This is a genomic window from Streptomyces sp. RLA123, assembly GCF_056270165.1.
This window is the reverse complement of the sequence record NZ_JBWDOR010000003.1, coordinates 2114490-2130697: the sequence shown is the minus strand read 5'-3', so window position 1 is coordinate 2130697 and position 16208 is coordinate 2114490. Positions and strand designations below refer to the sequence as shown.

Here is a 16208-nt window from a genome sequence, read left to right as displayed (position 1 = left end):
GCCGCGTCCACCGCTTGTGCCCGGGCGGCGCACGCGTCCCCGGACGATACCGTGCCGCGTGCGGGCTGTGAGCGGGCGGTCACGCCCGGGTGCGGGCGACGGCCTCACGGACGACCGCGACCGGGCCGCCGCGCGCGTACGCCTCGCGTTGCCGCTGGGCGCCGGTGCCCCGGGACGTGAGCCGGTCGACGCCGGCGCGGACGGCGTACAGGTCGCCGGAGTCCTTCAGCGCGCCCTCGACGTGGGAGACCAGCGCCTCGACCACGTCGTGCGCGCCGGCCGGGCGGTGCGTGAGCGGGTGCAGCAGGGCGCCGTCGAGTCCCGAGCGGCTGGCCCGCCAGGACGCCAGGCGGAGCACGTCGACGCCGGGGCCGGGGGCCGGGCGGCCGTCCGCCCAGTCGCGGGCCGCGGTCTCGACCAGGCCGCGCACCAGTGCGGCCAGCACCACGGAGTCCTGGTAGTCCACGCACACGTCGCAGATCCGCACCTCCACCGTCGGGAACTTCGCCGACAGCCGGACGTCGAAGTAGACCATGCCCTGGTCCTGCAGGATGCCGGTGGACAGCAGTCGTGAGACCGCCCGGTGGTACGCCGCGGCGGAGCCGAAGCCCAGGGTCGGCCCGGCCGTCGGCCAGCGGCCGAAGACCTGGTAGCGGTAGCTGGCGTAGCCGGTGTCGGTGCCCTGCCACATCGGCGAGTTCGAGCTGAGCGCCAGCAGCGCGGGCAGCCAGGGCCGGATGCGGTCGACGACCGCGACGCCCTCCTCGTCGGAGGCGACACCCACGTGCACATGGCAGCCGCAGGTCAGCGTCTCCTGGAGGGTGAGGCCGAAGCTCTGCGCCATCCTGCGGTAGCGGCCCTGCGGCGTCAGGCTCGGGGAGACCGGCAGCGGCGAGGTGCCGAGCGCCGCGATGTCCACGCCCTGGCCCGCGGCGAGCCGCGCCGCCCGCCGGCGCCAGGTGCGCAGTTCCCCGCGCAACTGGTCCAGTGTGACGCACGGTGACGTGTTGAGTTCGAGCTGCTGTTGCTGGAGCTCCGCCACGAGTTCGCCGGCCCACTGGCCGCCGTCCAGCACGGCGTCGGCGACGGCCCGCGGCTCTGCGGTCCGCGCGTCCACCAGGAGGAGTTCTTCCTCGACCCCGACGGTACGTGCCACGACAGTCGGATACCCGCTGAGAGCGGCGGTACCCGTGGGGATCGGCTCAGACCGCGTCCCCCCCGTCCAGCAGATGCCCCATGGCGCGCCGGCACAGGTCCGCCGACGCCTCCCCGTCGGTCGACGTCACGCTGCAGAACAGCCGGCCGCCGAAGCCGATGACGATGACGAGCGGGGCACCGGACAGGCTGGTGTGCGCCGCGCCGTGCACCGCGTACAGCCGTAGCGGCCCGTACTCCTCGGGGATCGGCAATTTGGCGTTGCTGACGGAGACGTCGAAGCGGGGCCCGCGCTCCTCGCCGCGGCGCAGCAGCGCGCCGATCGCGCGGTGCGGGACCGCGGAGGTCAGCCGGAACACCCGGACGAGCGGCCACAGCGCGTCCGGGGTCAGCCGGGCGTGGATGTCGGTCCGTGCCTCCCGGGCCGCGCTCCACAGGTCGTCCCCGCCGTCCGCGGAGATCACGAAGCTGGCCGCGTACAGGCCGACCGCCTCGCCGGGCGGCGGGTCCAGCACCCGGCGCAGGTCCGCCGCCACCGCGATGCGGGCGGGGCGGCCCGGCGTCGCCGCCCGTGCGAACGCCGCGCACAGCGCGGACTGCAGCGTTGTCCCCTCGGCCCGGCACCGCTTGAGCAGCAGCGCGGTCTCCTCCCGGTCCAGCGCCCACGGGTGGAACGCGAGCGGCCCGCGGCGCGGGCGCGGCACTGGCACGGGCCCGCCCAGCGCGCGGGCGGTCCTCAGCAGGTCGGCGGGCCTGGCCCGCGGTCCGGGGACGAGGTGGTCGGCGGGCGGTGCCAGGACGGGCGCGGTTCCGGCCACAGGGGCGGCGGCCAGATGCGTGAGAAGGTCGCGCACGACCACGCCCGCCGACACCGCGTCCGCGACGAGGTGGTGGAAGACGGCGACCAGGTCGAACGCCTCACCCGCGTCCACCAGCACGAAGCGTGCCAGCGGCCCCGTGACCGTGTCGAACGGACGCTGGATCTCCTCCTCCACCACCCGGGACCAGACGTCCTGCCCGGCGGCCCCATCGGCTTCCGTGGATCGCACCACGCGTACCGGCGGGTCCCCGGCGCCCGCCGTCGTCAGCCGCGCCTGCCACCACCCGGGGTCCGCCACCCGCACCCCGAGCAGCGGATGCCGCTCCCGCGCGAAGGCCACGGCCTCCCGCACCCGCCCGGCGGTCGTCCGGCCCGTCACCCGGGCCACTGCGGCGATGTTGACCGGGAGGCGTTCGCCCGCCGCCCAGATCACGCGTTCGTACGGCGACAGTCGACGGCGCATGACGTTCTCACCTTCCTCGGGGTGTGCATGCCGGGTCCGGGTCAGCCCGTGAGGGAGGCGCGGAGACCGTCGGCGAGCGGCGTGGCGGGGCCGAAGGGCAGCGTGTCGCTGGGGGCGCAGGTCCAGGCGGGATGGCGGGCCTCGGCCACCTTGTCGGGGTTGAGCATGGAGGAGCGGCCGGCGAGGCGCGCGGCGGCCGCGGCCAGCGGCGCGGGGATGTGGACGACGCGGGGGGCGCGGCGGCGCAGGACGGCGGCGACGGCGGCGCCGATGTCGTCCCAGCGGTGCTCGGTGCCGTCGCAGACGTGGTGGGTGCCCGGGGCCGTCGCCGGGTCCGCCGCGGCGATCAGCGCGCGGCACAGGTCGTCGACGTGGATGAGGCAGTAGTGCCGCGGCCCGGGGCGTCCGACGGCCGGGAGCAGGCCGGTGCGCACCGCGCCCACCAGCCGGGGCAGGAACTCCCGGTCGCCCGGGCCGTAGACGATGGGCGGCCGGACCGTGACGGCGGCCACCTGGCCGGCCGCCTCGCGGAGTGCCAGCTCGCCGCCGAGCTTGCTGCGCCCGTACAGGGAGACAGGCGCGGGGGTCTCCTCGGCCCGGCGCCGCCCGGCCGGGTCCGGAGGCCGCCAGTGAGGAGCAGTAGACCAGCCGCGGCGGTACGGGGAGCCCGGCGACGGCGTCGCGCAGCCGCCGCGTGCCGTCGGTGTTGACGGCGGTGTAGGCACGCGGGTCGGCCGCCTTGGTGACCCCCGCGAGGTGGATGACCCGGTCGACGTCGCGCAGCGCGTCGTCGAGCCCCTCGCCGGTGCGCAGGTCGCCGGGGGCGAGCCGGGCGCCGGGCACCCGGCGGCCGTCGCGCACCAGGGCGGTGATCTGCTCGCCGCGTTCGGCGAGATGACGGACGAGGTGCCCGCCGACGAAGCCGGTCGCGCCGGTGACCAGGTACCTCATCGGGGGCCGCCGTCGCGCACGTACAGCCGGTGGGTGCGGAAATGGACGCCGCCCATGGCCTGGGCGTGCCGGTTGGAGCCGCGGTTGTCCTCCAGGATCCAGGACAGGTCGGTCTCGGTGTAGCCGAGCCGGTGCGCCGCGCGCTGCGCGTCCGCGAGCAGCACCGCCACCAGCCCGCGGCTGCGGTGCTCCTTGCGCACGCCCGAAGTGCCGCCGCGCACCCGGGTGATGCGGCCCATGCCGCGGGTGATGCGCAGCAGCCCCACCGGCAGGCCCCAGGTGGTGAGCCGGCCGCGTGCGCCGCGCAGCGCCTGGTTGACGTCGGGCAGCCACATCGTGAAGGCGGCGGGCTCGCCGTCCACCTCGGCGATCCGCACGAGTTCGGGCTTGAGCACGGACTTCAGCTGGTCCGCCATGTGCCGGAACTCGTCGTCCGTCAGTGGCACGGACGCGTAGTTCTCGGCCCAGGCGTCGTTGTAGATGTCCTTGATGAGGGCCATCTCCTCGTCCCAGCGGCCCGGGTCGAGCGGCCGCACCCGGACCGCCGGATCGGCCAGCGTGCGCTCGGCGACCCGGCGGATGCCCGCCGGCGGCTCGCCGTCGGGCGGCATCGGCACCAGCCAGGACAGCAGGTCCTTGGCCTTCTCGAAGCCGCAGTCGGCCAGCAACCGCGCGTAGTGGGGCGGGTTGTACGGGATGCCCACGCTGGGCGGTCCGTCGAAGCCGTCCACGAGCACCCCGCACTCGTCGTTGACGGAGAAGCTGAGCGGGCCGAGCATCCGGGTCAGCCCGCGTTCGCCCAGCCAGGCGGCGGCCGCGTCGAACAGCGCGGCGGCGGCCTCGGTGTCGTCGGCGCACTCGAAGAGGCCGAAGTGGCCGCAGGTGAAGTCGTGCCGCTCCTGGTAGCGCGGTTCCGAGATCACCGCGATCCTGCCGACGACGGTCCGGCCGCGCCGGGCGAGCAGCAAGCGGATCTCGGCGGTGTCGAAGGTGGGGTTGCGGCGCGGGTCGAGGAAGGCGCGCATCTCCCGCTCCAGGGGCGCGACCCAGTGCGGGTCGTCGCGGTAGAGCGTGTACGGCAGGCGGATGAACGCGGTGGTGTCGGCCCGGCCGTCCACGGGGCAGACGCTGACGGGCGCGCCCGGCGCGACGTGCGAGGCGGTGGCGGAGGTGGCGGCGCTCACCGGGTGGCCGCCTGACGGGGGAGCGCGGGCAGCAGGCCGACGCGGCGGCCGGCCGCTTCGAAGGCGTCGAGGATCCGCCCGAGGTGGCTGTCGGAGTGTGTGGCCTGCACGGTCACCCGGATGACGCAGCGCCCTTCTGGTACGGCGGGGGCGCCGACGGCGTTGGTGAACACGCCCTCGTCGAGCAGGGCCTGCCACATCCGGGCGCAGTCGGCGGCGTCGCCGATCAGGACGGGCACGACGGGCGTGACGGAGTTCCCCGTGTCGTAGCCCAGGTCGCGGAGCCCCGCGCGGAGCCGGTCGGCGAGCGAGAGGACGCGCATGCGGCGCCAGGGTTCGGCCTCGGCGATGTCGAACGCGGCCAGCCCCGCGGCCAGCGCGGACGGCGGCATGGAGGCGGAGAACAGCACGGAACGGGCGGTGTAGCGCAGGTAGTCGATGACGCGGGCGGGTCCGGCGAGGAAGCCGCCCGTGGAGCCGAAGCACTTCGACAGCGTTCCGGTGAACAGGTCCACCCGGTCCAGCAGCCCGAAGTGCTCGGCGACACCGCGGCCGCCGGCGCCGAGCAGCCCGATGTCATGGGCACCGTCGACGATCAGCCGCGCGCGGTGCCGGGTGGCGAGCGCGGTGAGGTCGGGCAGCCGGCACAGGTCGCCGTCCATGGAGAACATGCCGTCCGTGACGATGACCTTGCCCGCCGCGGGGTCGGCGGACGCGGCCTGCTCCAGCAGGGTGTCCAGGTGTCCGGTGTCGGAGTGCGGGTACAGGGCGCGGCGGGCGGCGCCCAGCCGGATGCCGTCGACGAGCGAGGCGTGGTTGGCCATGTCGCTGAAGACGATGTCGCGCTTGCCGAAAAGGGCGGCGATGGCGAGGTTGGCCTGGAAACCGGTGGTGACCACGGCGGCCGCCTCGGTGCCGAGGAAGTCGGCGACGCGGCGCTCGAGTTCGCCGTGCAGCGGCAGGGTGCCGTTGAGGGTGCGGGCCCCGGAGCAGGAGGCGCCGTAGCGGGTCAGCGCCTGCGCGGCTGCCCCGGTGACCCGCGGGTCCGTGGACAGGCCCAGGTAGTCGTTGCAGCCGGCCATCACCACCGGGCGGCCCTCGACCAGGGCCTCGCCGTCGGCCGAGGCGTGCATCGGCCGGTAGAAGGGCCGGATGCCGGTCGTCTCCATGGCCCGGACGAACGTCGACGAGGACAGGTCCTTGTCGAACACGTCGGTGGCGTCCTGGATGTCGGTCACTGGCTCGGTCTCCCTTGACTGAGGGGCGAGTGGATGGGAAGGCGGGCGATGTCGGCCATGCTGGGTCCGGCATGGCGCTCCGGCGGTGCCGCGGCGCGGGCCCCGGGCAGCGCGTGCGCGAAATCCCGCGCGAAGGCGACCGCCTGAGTACGGGCCAGGTGGGACCCGAGGCAGTAGTGCAGGCCGGCGCCGAAGGCGAGCAGCCGGCGCGGCGGCCGGTCGGGGTCGAAGGCGTGCGGGTCGGGGAAGTGCAGGGGATCGCGGTGGGCGGCGCCGACGAGGGCGTGGACGACCTGCCCGGCGGGCAGGTCGCGGCCCGCGAGTTCGGTGCCGGCCGCGGCGACGCGGGTCACGACGCGCCCGGGCGGGTCCCAGCGCAGTACCTCGTCCGTGAGCGGCTCGGCGAATCCGGGGTCCTGGCGGATCCTTTCGGCAAGCAGCGGCCGGGTGGTCAGCGCCAGGGCCACGGCGGCCAGCAGGGCCGCCGTGGTCGGCACTCCCGCGGAGAACAGCGTGAGCAGCAGATAGCGGGCCCCGTGCGGGTCCTCGGCCGCCCATTGCGACAGCAGGTCGTCCGCGGGGCGCCGGAGGCGTTCGGCCAGGACGCGGTCGTAGCAGGCCAGCAGCGCGACGGCGGCGGCGTCCGCGCGCCGCACCACGCTGGGGGGCGCGGCCAGTTCCTCCACGCGCACCATGGCGGCGCTCTCGGCGGCCAGCCAGGCCCGGTCGACCTCGGGCGGCAGCCCGGTCAGGCCGGCCAGCACGGCCGTGGGCAGCGGCCGGCACACCTCGGCGACCACGTCGGCGCTGCCGCTGCGCCGCACGGCCGCGGCGAACCGGTCGACGTACGCGGCGACCAGGGGCTCAACGAGGTGCTCCGCGGCCTCGCGCATCGCGCGGGGTGCCAGCGCGGAGTTCAGCGGGCGGCGGCGCGCGGTGTGTTCGGGCGGGTCCTGCTGCAACGGGGTCTCGCACAGCCCCACCGTGCTCGGGCTGTCGCGCCAGCCCGGGCGGTGGGCGTCGCGCCAGCGGGCGCCGAGGGTGAGCCAGTTCCGGTCGGCGAGCACCTGCCGGCAGTCCTCGTGGCCGGTGACCAGCAGCGCGCCCCATGGGGTCGGCACGAGCGGGCCGGCATCGGCCAACGCGTCGTACGCATGGGCGAGTTCGTCCGGGTCCACCGCCTTGCGCCACCGCCGTACGAGACCCGCCGCGGAGCGCGCGTCGAGGGTGGGGGAGGATGGGGGCGAGGGCAGATGGATCATGGAGGGGATACGGACTCCGGCATCGGGGGCGGACGGGGCGCGCCGGGGAGGGTGCGACCGAAGGCGGGGCGATTGGCACGTGCCCAGCAGAGTGCTCCGCCGGACGCGTCCGGATCCAGCCGGGTCGGCACATTTCACCCAACCGTGAACGTAATTGGCGCTTACGCAAGCCGGTCCGCTACGGTCGCCCGTTCACTTGCAACCGCTTCTATGGACTTCCACGCGGCCCACGTCTGTAGCACACGCAGTGTTCACATTTCCCTCACTTGTGAACGGCCCTGAGGACATGCACCCCCCATTGAATCTGCCGGGAACTACGCCCGTAGATGGCGTAATCGAGGGAGGGGCGCAGCAATGTCAACCGCATCGGCGGGGGTGGGGCCGGGCAGACCGGAGCCGGAGAGCGCGCCCTCGCGCCCGAGGGACTCGGCCCGCGGGACAGGCGACCGCATCTTCCGCTGGCAGCTGACGGCAGCCGGCACGACCGTCCTGGCGATCATGGCCGCGGTCGGCATCTTCCTGCTCCTGAGGGCCGGGTCGGCTCTCAAGGCCACCGGCCTGTCGTTCCTGACGACGGCCGCCTGGCAGCCCGACGTCCACAACTTCGGCATCGCGGCGGTCCTCACCGGAACCCTGCTGATCGCCGCCGTGGCCGTGGTCTTCTCGCTGCCGCTGGCACTCGGCACCGCGCTGTTCATCTCCGATGTCGCGCCGCGCCGGCTGCGCCGCACGCTGATCGCGATGGTCGACCTGATGGCCGCCGTCCCGTCCGTGGTGTACGGCCTGTGGGGCCTGTTCTTCCTGCAGGGCCACGTCATCGGGGTGTCGCGCTGGCTGTCGGACTGGTTCGGCTGGATCCCCTTCCTCCACGTGGACGGCACGCAGCCGGGCGAGCCGCTCGCCTCCAGCAGCGTCTACACGGCCTCGTCCTTCGTCGCCGGGATCGTGGTCGCGCTGATGGTGGCGCCGATCCAGTGCTCCGTGATGCGCGAGGTCTTCGCCCAGGCCCCGGCGGGTGAACGGGAAGGCGCGTACGCGCTCGGCGCCACGCGCTGGGGCGTGATCCGCACCGTCGTGCTGCCGTACGGGCGCGGCGGCATCATCGGCGGCACCATGCTGGGACTCGGCCGGGCGCTGGGCGAGACCATCGCGGTCTACCTGATCATCTCGCCGGTCTTCACCATTCAGCCACACATCCTCCAGACCGGTGCCAACTCGGTCTCGTCGCTGATCGCGCTCCACTACGGCGACGCCTCCGACTTCGGCATGTCGGCGCTGATGGCGGCAGGTCTGGCGCTCTTCCTGCTCACGCTGGTGGTCAACTTCACCGCCTCCTCCGTCGTGGCCCGTTCCCGTTCCGGCTCGCAGAGCGAGGCATGACATGACCGTCGTCGAAGTGACCCCCGCGGCCGCAGTGAAGGAAGCGGCCCCCGCTGCCCCCGCGACCGCCGTGGACTCCGCTGCTGCCGCCGAAGCGGCCGCCGCGCCCGAACTCCCCGACCGGCCCCGCCGGATCGGCGGCGCCGACCGCAACGCGATACTGGCGCTGACCGGTGCCGCCGCGTCCGGCCTGTGCCTGGCGGTCCTGCTGTTCGGCGAGCTCGCGCCGCTGTCCGGTGCGCTCGGCTTCACCGTGACCGCGTACCTGGTCTTCCTGGCCACCTACGCCATCCTGACCGGCATCGAGGACGACGGTCCCGCGGTGCGCGACCGGGTGATGACGGTCGTTCTGTGGACGGCGGCCACCGTGCTGTTCGCCGCGCTCGTCCTCGTCGTCGGCTTCACACTGTGGCGCGGCCGCACGGCCCTGCCGCACGGCAACTTCTTCACCCAGGACATGCAGGCCGCCGGTCCCCTGGACCCGCTGAGCGCGGGCGGCATCGCGCACGCCATGCTCGGCACCCTGATCATGATCAGCATCGCGCTGGCGATCACCGTGCCGCTCGGCCTGGCCTGCGCGGTCTACCTCAACCAGATCCCCGGCCGCTTCTCCCGCTTCGTGCGCACCATCGTCGAGGCCATGACGGCGCTCCCGTCGATCGTGGCCGGCCTGATGGTCTACGCGACCTGGATCCTCGGCCTCGGCATGCAGAAGTCGGGCCTGGCGGCGGCCTTCGCCATCAGCGTGATGATGCTGCCGATCGTGATCCGCGCCTCCGACGTCGTGCTGCGGCTGGTCCCCGGCACGCTGACCGAGGCCTCGGAGGCGCTGGGCGCGCCGCGCTGGCGCACCGTGTGGCACGTCGTGCTGCCCACCGCACGCTCCGGCCTGGCCACCGCGGTCATCCTCGGCACCGCCCGCGGTGTCGGCGAGACTTCGCCGGTGCTGCTGACCGCGGGTTTCACCGCGGCGCTCAACGCCGACCCGCTGCAGGGCCCGATGATCTCCCTGCCGCTGGCCGTCTTCAACTTCGTCAAGTCCCCGGAACCCACCATGATCGCCCGAGGCTTCGGCGCGGCTGCCGTGCTGATGGCCCTGGTCCTGGTGCTCTTCGCGATCGCCCGTGTGCTCGGCGGCCGGGGACCGGGTCAGCAGACCAAGCGCCAGGCGCGCCGCGCGGAGCGGGCCTCCCGCCGCGATGCCGAGCGCTTCGCCCAGCTCCACGCCCCCGCCCTTTCCGTGCTCGGCGCCGCCACCGCCACCGCTCCTGGAGACAACGACTGATGCGCAATCCCCTCACCGGACGGCCCACGGCCGTCCGGGCCAGATGGCGCGCTCTGAGCGCGCTCGCCGCGCTGTTCGGCGTGCTGGCCGCCGTGGTCGTGCCGGCCGCGCAGCCCGCCGTCGCCGACTCCGGCTACACCCCGATCGCCGGTGCCGGTTCCACCTGGGCCGAGAACGCGGTCGACGAGTGGCGCCGCGGCGTCAACCAGTACGGCATGCGGGTCAGCTACTCCGGTACGGGCAGCTCCGACGGCCGGCGGCAGTTCCTCAACGGCCAGGTGGACTTCGCGGTCTCCGACATCCCGTTCCAGACCAAGCCGACCGACGGCTCCGCCGCCGAGAACCCGGCCAAGGGCACGTACGCGTACATGCCGATCGTGGCCGGCGGCACCGTGTTCATGTACCACCTCACGATCAACGGCAAGCGGGTCACCAACCTGCGGCTCTCCGGCGAGGTGGTCACCAAGATCTTCACGCGCGCCATCAGCTACTGGGACGACAAGACGATCGCCGCGGACAACCCGGGCGTGAAGCTGCCGCACCGCTCGATCATCCCCGTCGTGCGCTCGGACGGCTCCGGCTCCACCGCCCAGTTCACGATGTGGATGGCCGACCAGCACAAGTCGCTGTGGCAGGCCTACTGCGGGAAGGTCGGACGCTCCGGCGCCTGCGGCCAGACCTCGTACTTCCCGACCGTCTCCGGCATGATCGCCCAGTCCGGCGACCTCGGGGTGGCGGGCTACGTCGCCCAGGGCTACGGCGAGGGCGCGATCGGCTACGTCAACTACTCGTACGCGCTGAACGCGCACTTCCCGGTCGCCAAGGTCCTCAACCACGCGGGCTACTACACCGAGCCCACGGCGCAGAACGTCGCGGTGTCGCTGCTGCAGGCGCGGATCAACACCGACAAGAGCTCGGCCGACTACCTCACCCAGCAGCTCGAGGGCGTCTACAACGACAGCGACCAGCGCAACTACCCGCTGTCCAGCTACTCGTACATGATCCTGCCGCTCAAGGAGCAGGGCACCTTCACCAAGGCCAAGGGCCGGACGCTGGGCGCCTTCTCCTACTACTTCATGTGCCAGGGCCAGCAGCAGGCGCCCGAACTCGGCTACTCGCCGCTGCCGATCAACCTGGTGAAGGCCGGCTTCGACCAGATCCGCCGCATCCCCGGGGTCAAGACGCAGTCCATCAATCTCAAGGGCTGCAACAACCCGACCTTCAGCGCGGACGGCCACAACCGGCTCGCCGAGACCGCCCCGTTCCCGAAAGCCTGTGACAAGAAGGGCGCACCGCCCTGCACCAACGGCAGCGGCGGCGCCAAGGGCGGCACCAACTCCTCGTCCTCCGGCGGCGCCGGCTCCACCGGCGGCAGCACCACGGGCGGCTCCACCGGCGGCACGGGCGCCAACGGCTCAACGGGCGGTGCGGGCACCGCCGGAGGCACCGGTGGGACCCCCTCCGTCGACCCCGACACCGGTCAGAACGTCGCCGCCGACGGCGGTGCCACGGGCGGTAGCGGCACCACCGGCGGCGCCACCGGCACCGTCGCGCTGGCACAGCCGGTGACCGTCGCGGCCCAGAGCGGCTGGGGCGGCGCCCAGACGCTGATGCTGCTGGCCGTGATCGTCCTGCTCGCCCTGGTGCTGCTGCCCGCCGCCGTCTCCCAGGTGCTGCGAAGGAGATCCCGATGAAGCGCCCGATCACCCGGGGGAGCCGTGTGCGGCGGCTCCTCGCGCGCCTCGGCGCGGGAGCGGCCGTAGGCGCCCTGCTGGGCGGCCTGGTCGCACAGGCCGCACAGCCCGCCGTCGCGGCGGACCCCGAGAACTCCTCCGTCAGCGTCAAGGGGCGCGGCGAGTTCAAGGACATGACGTTCACGGTCAGCCAGACCAAGCACCTCACCAGCCAGGCCGTCACGGTCTCCTGGAAGGGCGGCACGCCGACCACGTTCGCCGGTACGCAGTTCAACACCGACTTCGTGCAGATCATGCAGTGCTGGGGAGACGACGACGGATCCGTCTCCGGCAACCCCGGCCCGTCGCGCACCCAGTGCCAGTACGGCGCCTCGCCGACCACCGGCCGCGGCAACTGGCCGGGCAACGCCCTGGACGACACGCGCAACGTCTTCTACAGCGCCGACCCCTCCAACTACGGCCAGGACGACCAGTACGGCGCCGCCAACCCCAACTCTCCCGGTGAGGTGCCGTTCAAGTCGGTCGACGGCACGCTGGTCACCGGCAACCTGCAGAACAACCGGCTGTACAACTACAACACCACCAACGAGGCGGACTTCGCCCGCACCAGCGCGGACGGCTCCGGCAAGGAGTTCTTCGAGGTCCAGACCGCCTACGAGGCCCCGCACCTGGGCTGCGGCATGCCGGTCACCAAGAACGGGCACACCGTGCCGCGCTCCTGCTGGCTGGTCATCGTCCCGCAGGGCCACCTCGACCTGGACGGCAAGCCGTACGCCGACCACACCCAGGTCAACGCGGGCTCGCCGGTCTCCTCCACCAACTGGAAGAACCGCGTCGCCGTCAAACTCGACTTCAACGAGGTCGGCGCCACCTGCCCGCTCGGCTCCGACGAGCGGCCCACCAGCGGCAGTGAGCTGGCCGCTGACGCCATCACCAGCTGGCAGGCCGCGCTCTGCCCCTCGGGCACCGTCTACGGCTACACCGAGCTCGGTGAGCCCGATGCCCGCGCCCGCCTGGAGAACAAGGGCGACAGCGGCCTGGTCTTCACCACCCGGCCGCTGAACGCCACCGACGACGCTTCCTACGCGCCGGTCGCCCTGTCCGGTGTCGTCATCGGCTTCACCATCGAACGCCGCGCCAGGGCGGGCGCCCCGGACTCGGTGCGCAAACTCACCGGCACGAAGGTGGAGTCCATCGACCTCACCCCGCGCCTGGTGGCCAAGCTGCTCACCGAGTCGTACCGCAACTCCACCTGGGGCTCGGTGACGGGCTCGGCGTCCTCGCCGGTCGTGGCCAAGGGCTACGGATGGGCCCTGAAGAACCCGGACGGTCTGGCGAGCGACCCCGAGTTCCTCAAGTACAACCCGGAGTTCGCGCAGCTGTCGGTCTCCGAGACCCCGGCCACCGACACCGACCTGATCACCGCCCTGGGTCACTCCGACTCCGCCCGCGCGGTGTGGAGGTGGATCGCCTCGGACCGGGACGCGCGCCGTTTCCTCGCGGGAATCCCCGATGACTGGGGCATGACGGTCAACCCGTACTACAGCACCAACGCGGACCTGAACACCTCCGGGGTCTTCGACCCCGCCCGGGACGACTTCCCCAAGAGCGACCCCTGGTGCACGGTCCCGCAGGGGGCCGAGACCAAGCAAGAGCAGTGCATGACCGACTTCCACCCCTACGTGGACGACATGCACTCCGGCGCTGTGCACACCCGCCGCGCCGACACCCTGTGGAAGTCCACCTGGGACGACCTCGCCAGCCCGCCGGCCTACAAGAGCCCGGGTCCGCAGACCGTCGGCTCGCGCTTCGTGCTCACCCTCACCGACGCCGCCTCGGCGAACCGGTACAGCCTGCAGACCGCTCGGCTGCTCAACGCCGCGGGCGAGTTCACCGCGCCGACCGCCAAGACGCTCACCGCGGCCTCCGCGAGTGCGTCGGGCACCCTCGTCCGGGAAATCGACCCGGCCACGGCCGAGGCCAAGAACGCCTACCCGCTGACCCAGCTCGTCCACGCCGCCGTGCGCCCCGCCGCTCTGGACGCCGGCGCCCGCAAGGACTACGCCAACCTGTTGCGGTTCGCAGCCGGTTCGGGTCAGACCACGGGCACCGGACCCGGCGAACTCCCGCCCGGCTACGCCCCGCTGCCCTCCGGCCTGCGCACGCAGGCCGAGAAGGCGGCCGACAAGCTCGCGGCCTTCAAGCCCGCGCACTCGGCGGCAGGCGACGACGACGCCCCGGGCGACGACATCGACGGTGGCGGGGGTGGCGCTGTGGATGACAACGGAGCGCCGTCCGACGGCGTGTCCGGCGATCCGTCCGCATCGGCCTCGGCGAGCCCCGCGCCCAGCGTCAAGCCGTCCTTCGACGGCGGCGACGCGGTCCAGGTCACCGCCAACGGCACCACCCCCGCCGACCCGTCCAACGCGCTGCGCTGGGCCGTACCCGTCGGGGCGGCGCTCGGCGCCGTCGCCGCGGTGGGCGCGCCCTTCGCGGGCGGGGCGAAGCCCCGGCTGCCGTTGCGCGTCCCGCTCCCGGGCGGCCGCGCGCTGACGCTGCTGCCGGAGGAGGCGGTCCTGCGGGAGACGTTCGGGCGGCTGCGCCGCCGCCTCGGACTGTGACCCGCGAGGGCGGCTGAACCGCCGCCCCCACGAACGGCCGTCCGCCCCGAAAGGCAGTCGGGGCGGACGGTTGGCACCAACCCTGCCAGATCTCTGGCAACCACCGGTTTCACGTTCATGACCAGGAGACCTTTCATGCGCTCTACGCGCCTTACGTCGGTGGCCCTCGTGGCCGCCGTCGTGGCCGGCGGCCTGGCTCTCGCGAGCCCGGCCCAGGCCGACCCGGATGCCGGTGCCTTCCGCCAGCTGGTCGGCGTCGGCTCCGACACCACCCAGGACGTCCTCAACGCGCTTGCGGGCGACACCGTCAACGGCAAGAGCTACGCCGGCACCGCCGTGTCCGCGGGCAGCGCCCGCATCGCGTCCTACGACGCGATCGGCTCCGCCACGATCACCACCGGGGACAAGGGCGTCGCGTTCAACCGGCCCAACGGCTCCGGCCCGGGCCGCATCGCGCTGAGCGCGTCGCTGACCGGCAACAAGTTCCCCAACGCCCAGGGTGTCGCCATCCCGGGTCAGGTGGACTTCGCCCGTTCCTCGGGCGGCCCCAGCGTCACCGGTACCACCCTCACCTACATCCCGATGGCGCGTGACGCGGTGGGCGTCGCCGTTCTCGGTTCCGCGCTGCAGAACCTCACGGTCGACCAGCTGCACGACATCTACAACGGCAACCTGACGGAGGTGAACGGCCAGACCGTCCACCCCTTCATCCCGCAGGCGGGCTCCGGCACCCGGAAGTTCTTCGTCGCCGCGCTCGGCCTCAACGACGCCGACGTGAAGGCCGCGGTTGTCCAGGAGAACCAGGCCGACGACGCCCTCAAGGTCGACGGCGCCCTGGTGCCGTTCTCGGTCGGCAGCTGGATCGCCCAGAACAACGGCATCGCCCCCGACCACAGCTCCACCGCGGTCAAGGCCGGCGCCTACCTGGCCAACGTCCAGCTGCCCGGTGACCAGGGCATGACCTCTCCGGTCACGAAGGTCAACGGCAAGTTCGCCCCGGTCGCCGGCTACTACGACAACGCGACCTTCGGCCGCGACGTCTACAACGTCGTTCCGACCCGGGCGATCGACCCGACCAGCATCTTCTTCGACAAGGCGCTGTACGACATCTTCGTCACCAGCGGCAGCCACACCGCGGCGCTGGCGTCGGACACGGCCGAGGACGTCATCGACGACTTCGGCTTCATGAACGAGTCCTACAACGGCTCGGTCAGCCTGGCCAAGCACGCCAAGCAGGGCGGCCTGGAGGACGGCACCCAGCTGAAGGCGCCGGAGACCCCCGCGGTCAAGGCCACGCTCGGCAGCGGCAGCCTGAAGCTCAGCTGGGCGGCTCCCGCGGCCGGCGGCATCCCGGTGACCGACTACCGCGTCCTGATCACCCGCGCCGACGGCTCGATCGTGGTCAACAAGGACCTGACGGCGACCACCACCTCGTACACGGCGACCGGCCTGACCGCCGGCACCTACTCCGCCACCCTCGTCGCGAACAACCTCGTGGGTGCGAGCGAGAAGCCGGCCACCTGGACCGGCGCGGTCAAGTTCTCCAGCAAGGTCACCGCCACGGTCGCCAAGACCGGGTACGGCCACACGCCGAAGGTCTCCGTCACCGTCACCGGCAGCAACTCGGTCAAGCCGAGCGGCAAGGTGACGGTGAAGGAGGGCAGCACCACCCGCGGTACGGCCACCCTCGACAGCCACGGCAAGGCGACCGTCTCGGTCTCCAGCCACCTGTCGGTCGGCACGCACACGCTGACGGTGTCCTACGCCGGCAACGGCGGCCTGAACACCTCCACCGCCACGGTGAAGCTGACGGTCACCAAGGCCACCGCCTCGGTGTCCACCTCCCACCCGAGCTCGGTCAGCCACCTCAAGCAGGCCAAGGTCTCCGTCAAGGTCACCGCTCCGGGCACCACCCCCGGTGGCAAGGTGCAGATCGTCGACGGCACCAAGGTGATCGCGACCCGCACCCTGAGCGCCGGCAAGGTCACCGTGACCCTGCCGAAGCTGAAGAAGGGCACGCACAAGCTCCACGTGCACTACCTGGGCTCCTCGACGGTGAACGCCCGCAACGGCGCGACCTTCACCATCAAGTCCACCTGATCCACCCGCCGGGGAGGCCGCGTCCGCGCGGCCTCCCCGGCGCCCCCCGACCGCA

Annotated in this window: 11 protein-coding genes and 1 pseudogene; 5 read left to right on the top strand and 7 right to left on the bottom strand. The window is 73.0% G+C overall.

The genetic code is table 11. The features are described from left to right. Positions 1–79 precede the first annotated feature (79 nt). The 7 genes and pseudogenes from RV983_RS09635 to RV983_RS09605 all read right to left on the bottom strand — a co-directional run bounded on the left by RV983_RS09635 (position 80) and on the right by RV983_RS09605 (position 7073). Entirely contained in the window at positions 80–1156 is a 1077-nt protein-coding gene (locus RV983_RS09635; protein WP_475985375.1) for a glutamate--cysteine ligase 2, read from the bottom strand. Positions 1157–1202: 46 nt separating this feature from the next. Beyond that, the gene (locus RV983_RS09630) at positions 1203–2438 is read right to left on the bottom strand and encodes a condensation domain-containing protein (protein ID WP_475990270.1); all 1236 of its coding nucleotides are present in this window, start codon (positions 2436–2438) and stop codon (positions 1203–1205) included. 41 nt (positions 2439–2479) lie between these two features. Then, complete coding sequence (locus tag RV983_RS09625; protein ID WP_475990269.1) at positions 2480–3163, bottom strand: NAD-dependent epimerase/dehydratase family protein; 684 nt, start codon at positions 3161–3163, stop codon at positions 2480–2482. Continuing rightward, positions 3048–3389, bottom strand: a pseudogene (locus RV983_RS09620) (NAD-dependent epimerase/dehydratase family protein); the annotation flags it as partial. The gene RV983_RS09625 and the pseudogene RV983_RS09620, both read right to left, overlap by 116 nt. After that, complete coding sequence (locus tag RV983_RS09615) at positions 3386–4573, bottom strand: GNAT family N-acetyltransferase (protein WP_475985374.1); 1188 nt, start codon at positions 4571–4573, stop codon at positions 3386–3388. The gene RV983_RS09615 and the pseudogene RV983_RS09620, both read right to left, overlap by 4 nt. Continuing rightward, positions 4570–5811, bottom strand: a complete 1242-nt coding sequence (locus tag RV983_RS09610; protein WP_475985373.1) for an aminotransferase class I/II-fold pyridoxal phosphate-dependent enzyme — start codon at positions 5809–5811, stop codon at positions 4570–4572. The genes RV983_RS09615 and RV983_RS09610 overlap by 4 nt, the downstream gene beginning before the upstream one ends. Beyond that, positions 5808–7073, bottom strand: a complete 1266-nt coding sequence (locus RV983_RS09605; protein WP_475985372.1) for a cytochrome P450 — start codon at positions 7071–7073, stop codon at positions 5808–5810. The genes RV983_RS09610 and RV983_RS09605 overlap by 4 nt, the downstream gene beginning before the upstream one ends. 354 nt (positions 7074–7427) lie before the next feature. On the opposite strand from RV983_RS09605, the gene pstC reads away from it, so the two are divergent. The 5 genes from pstC to RV983_RS09580 all read left to right on the top strand — a co-directional run bounded on the left by pstC (position 7428) and on the right by RV983_RS09580 (position 16153). Then, positions 7428–8453, top strand: a complete 1026-nt coding sequence (gene pstC, locus RV983_RS09600; RefSeq protein WP_475985371.1) for a phosphate ABC transporter permease subunit PstC — start codon at positions 7428–7430, stop codon at positions 8451–8453. Position 8454: 1 nt separating this feature from the next. Continuing rightward, entirely contained in the window at positions 8455–9738 is a 1284-nt protein-coding gene (gene pstA, locus RV983_RS09595) for a phosphate ABC transporter permease PstA (protein WP_475985370.1), read from the top strand. Beyond that, the gene (locus RV983_RS09590; RefSeq protein WP_475985369.1) at positions 9738–11432 is read left to right on the top strand and encodes a phosphate ABC transporter substrate-binding protein PstS; all 1695 of its coding nucleotides are present in this window, start codon (positions 9738–9740) and stop codon (positions 11430–11432) included. Before pstA ends, RV983_RS09590 begins: the two co-directional genes overlap by 1 nt. After that, positions 11429–14053, top strand: coding sequence for a hypothetical protein (locus tag RV983_RS09585; protein WP_475985368.1), 2625 nt, complete (start codon positions 11429–11431; stop codon positions 14051–14053). Before RV983_RS09590 ends, RV983_RS09585 begins: the two co-directional genes overlap by 4 nt. A gap of 135 nt (positions 14054–14188) precedes the next feature. Beyond that, a complete protein-coding gene (locus tag RV983_RS09580; RefSeq protein WP_475985367.1) occupies positions 14189–16153 on the top strand; it encodes an Ig-like domain repeat protein in 1965 nt (654 codons plus the stop codon). The last annotated feature ends 55 nt before the right edge of the window (positions 16154–16208 follow it).

Excerpts from the sequence above, each read along its gene's own strand:
- RV983_RS09630 (WP_475990270.1), bottom strand. The coding sequence starts at position 2,438 with ATGCGCCGTCGACTGTCGCCGTACGAACGCGTGATCTGGGCGGCGGGC.
- RV983_RS09605 (WP_475985372.1), bottom strand. The coding sequence starts at position 7,073 with ATGATCCATCTGCCCTCGCCCCCATCCTCCCCCACCCTCGACGCGCGC.
- pstC (WP_475985371.1), top strand. The coding sequence starts at position 7,428 with ATGTCAACCGCATCGGCGGGGGTGGGGCCGGGCAGACCGGAGCCGGAG.
- pstA (WP_475985370.1), top strand. The coding sequence starts at position 8,455 with ATGACCGTCGTCGAAGTGACCCCCGCGGCCGCAGTGAAGGAAGCGGCC.
- RV983_RS09590 (WP_475985369.1), top strand. The coding sequence starts at position 9,738 with ATGCGCAATCCCCTCACCGGACGGCCCACGGCCGTCCGGGCCAGATGG.
- RV983_RS09585 (WP_475985368.1), top strand. The coding sequence starts at position 11,429 with ATGAAGCGCCCGATCACCCGGGGGAGCCGTGTGCGGCGGCTCCTCGCG.
- RV983_RS09580 (WP_475985367.1), top strand. The coding sequence starts at position 14,189 with ATGCGCTCTACGCGCCTTACGTCGGTGGCCCTCGTGGCCGCCGTCGTG.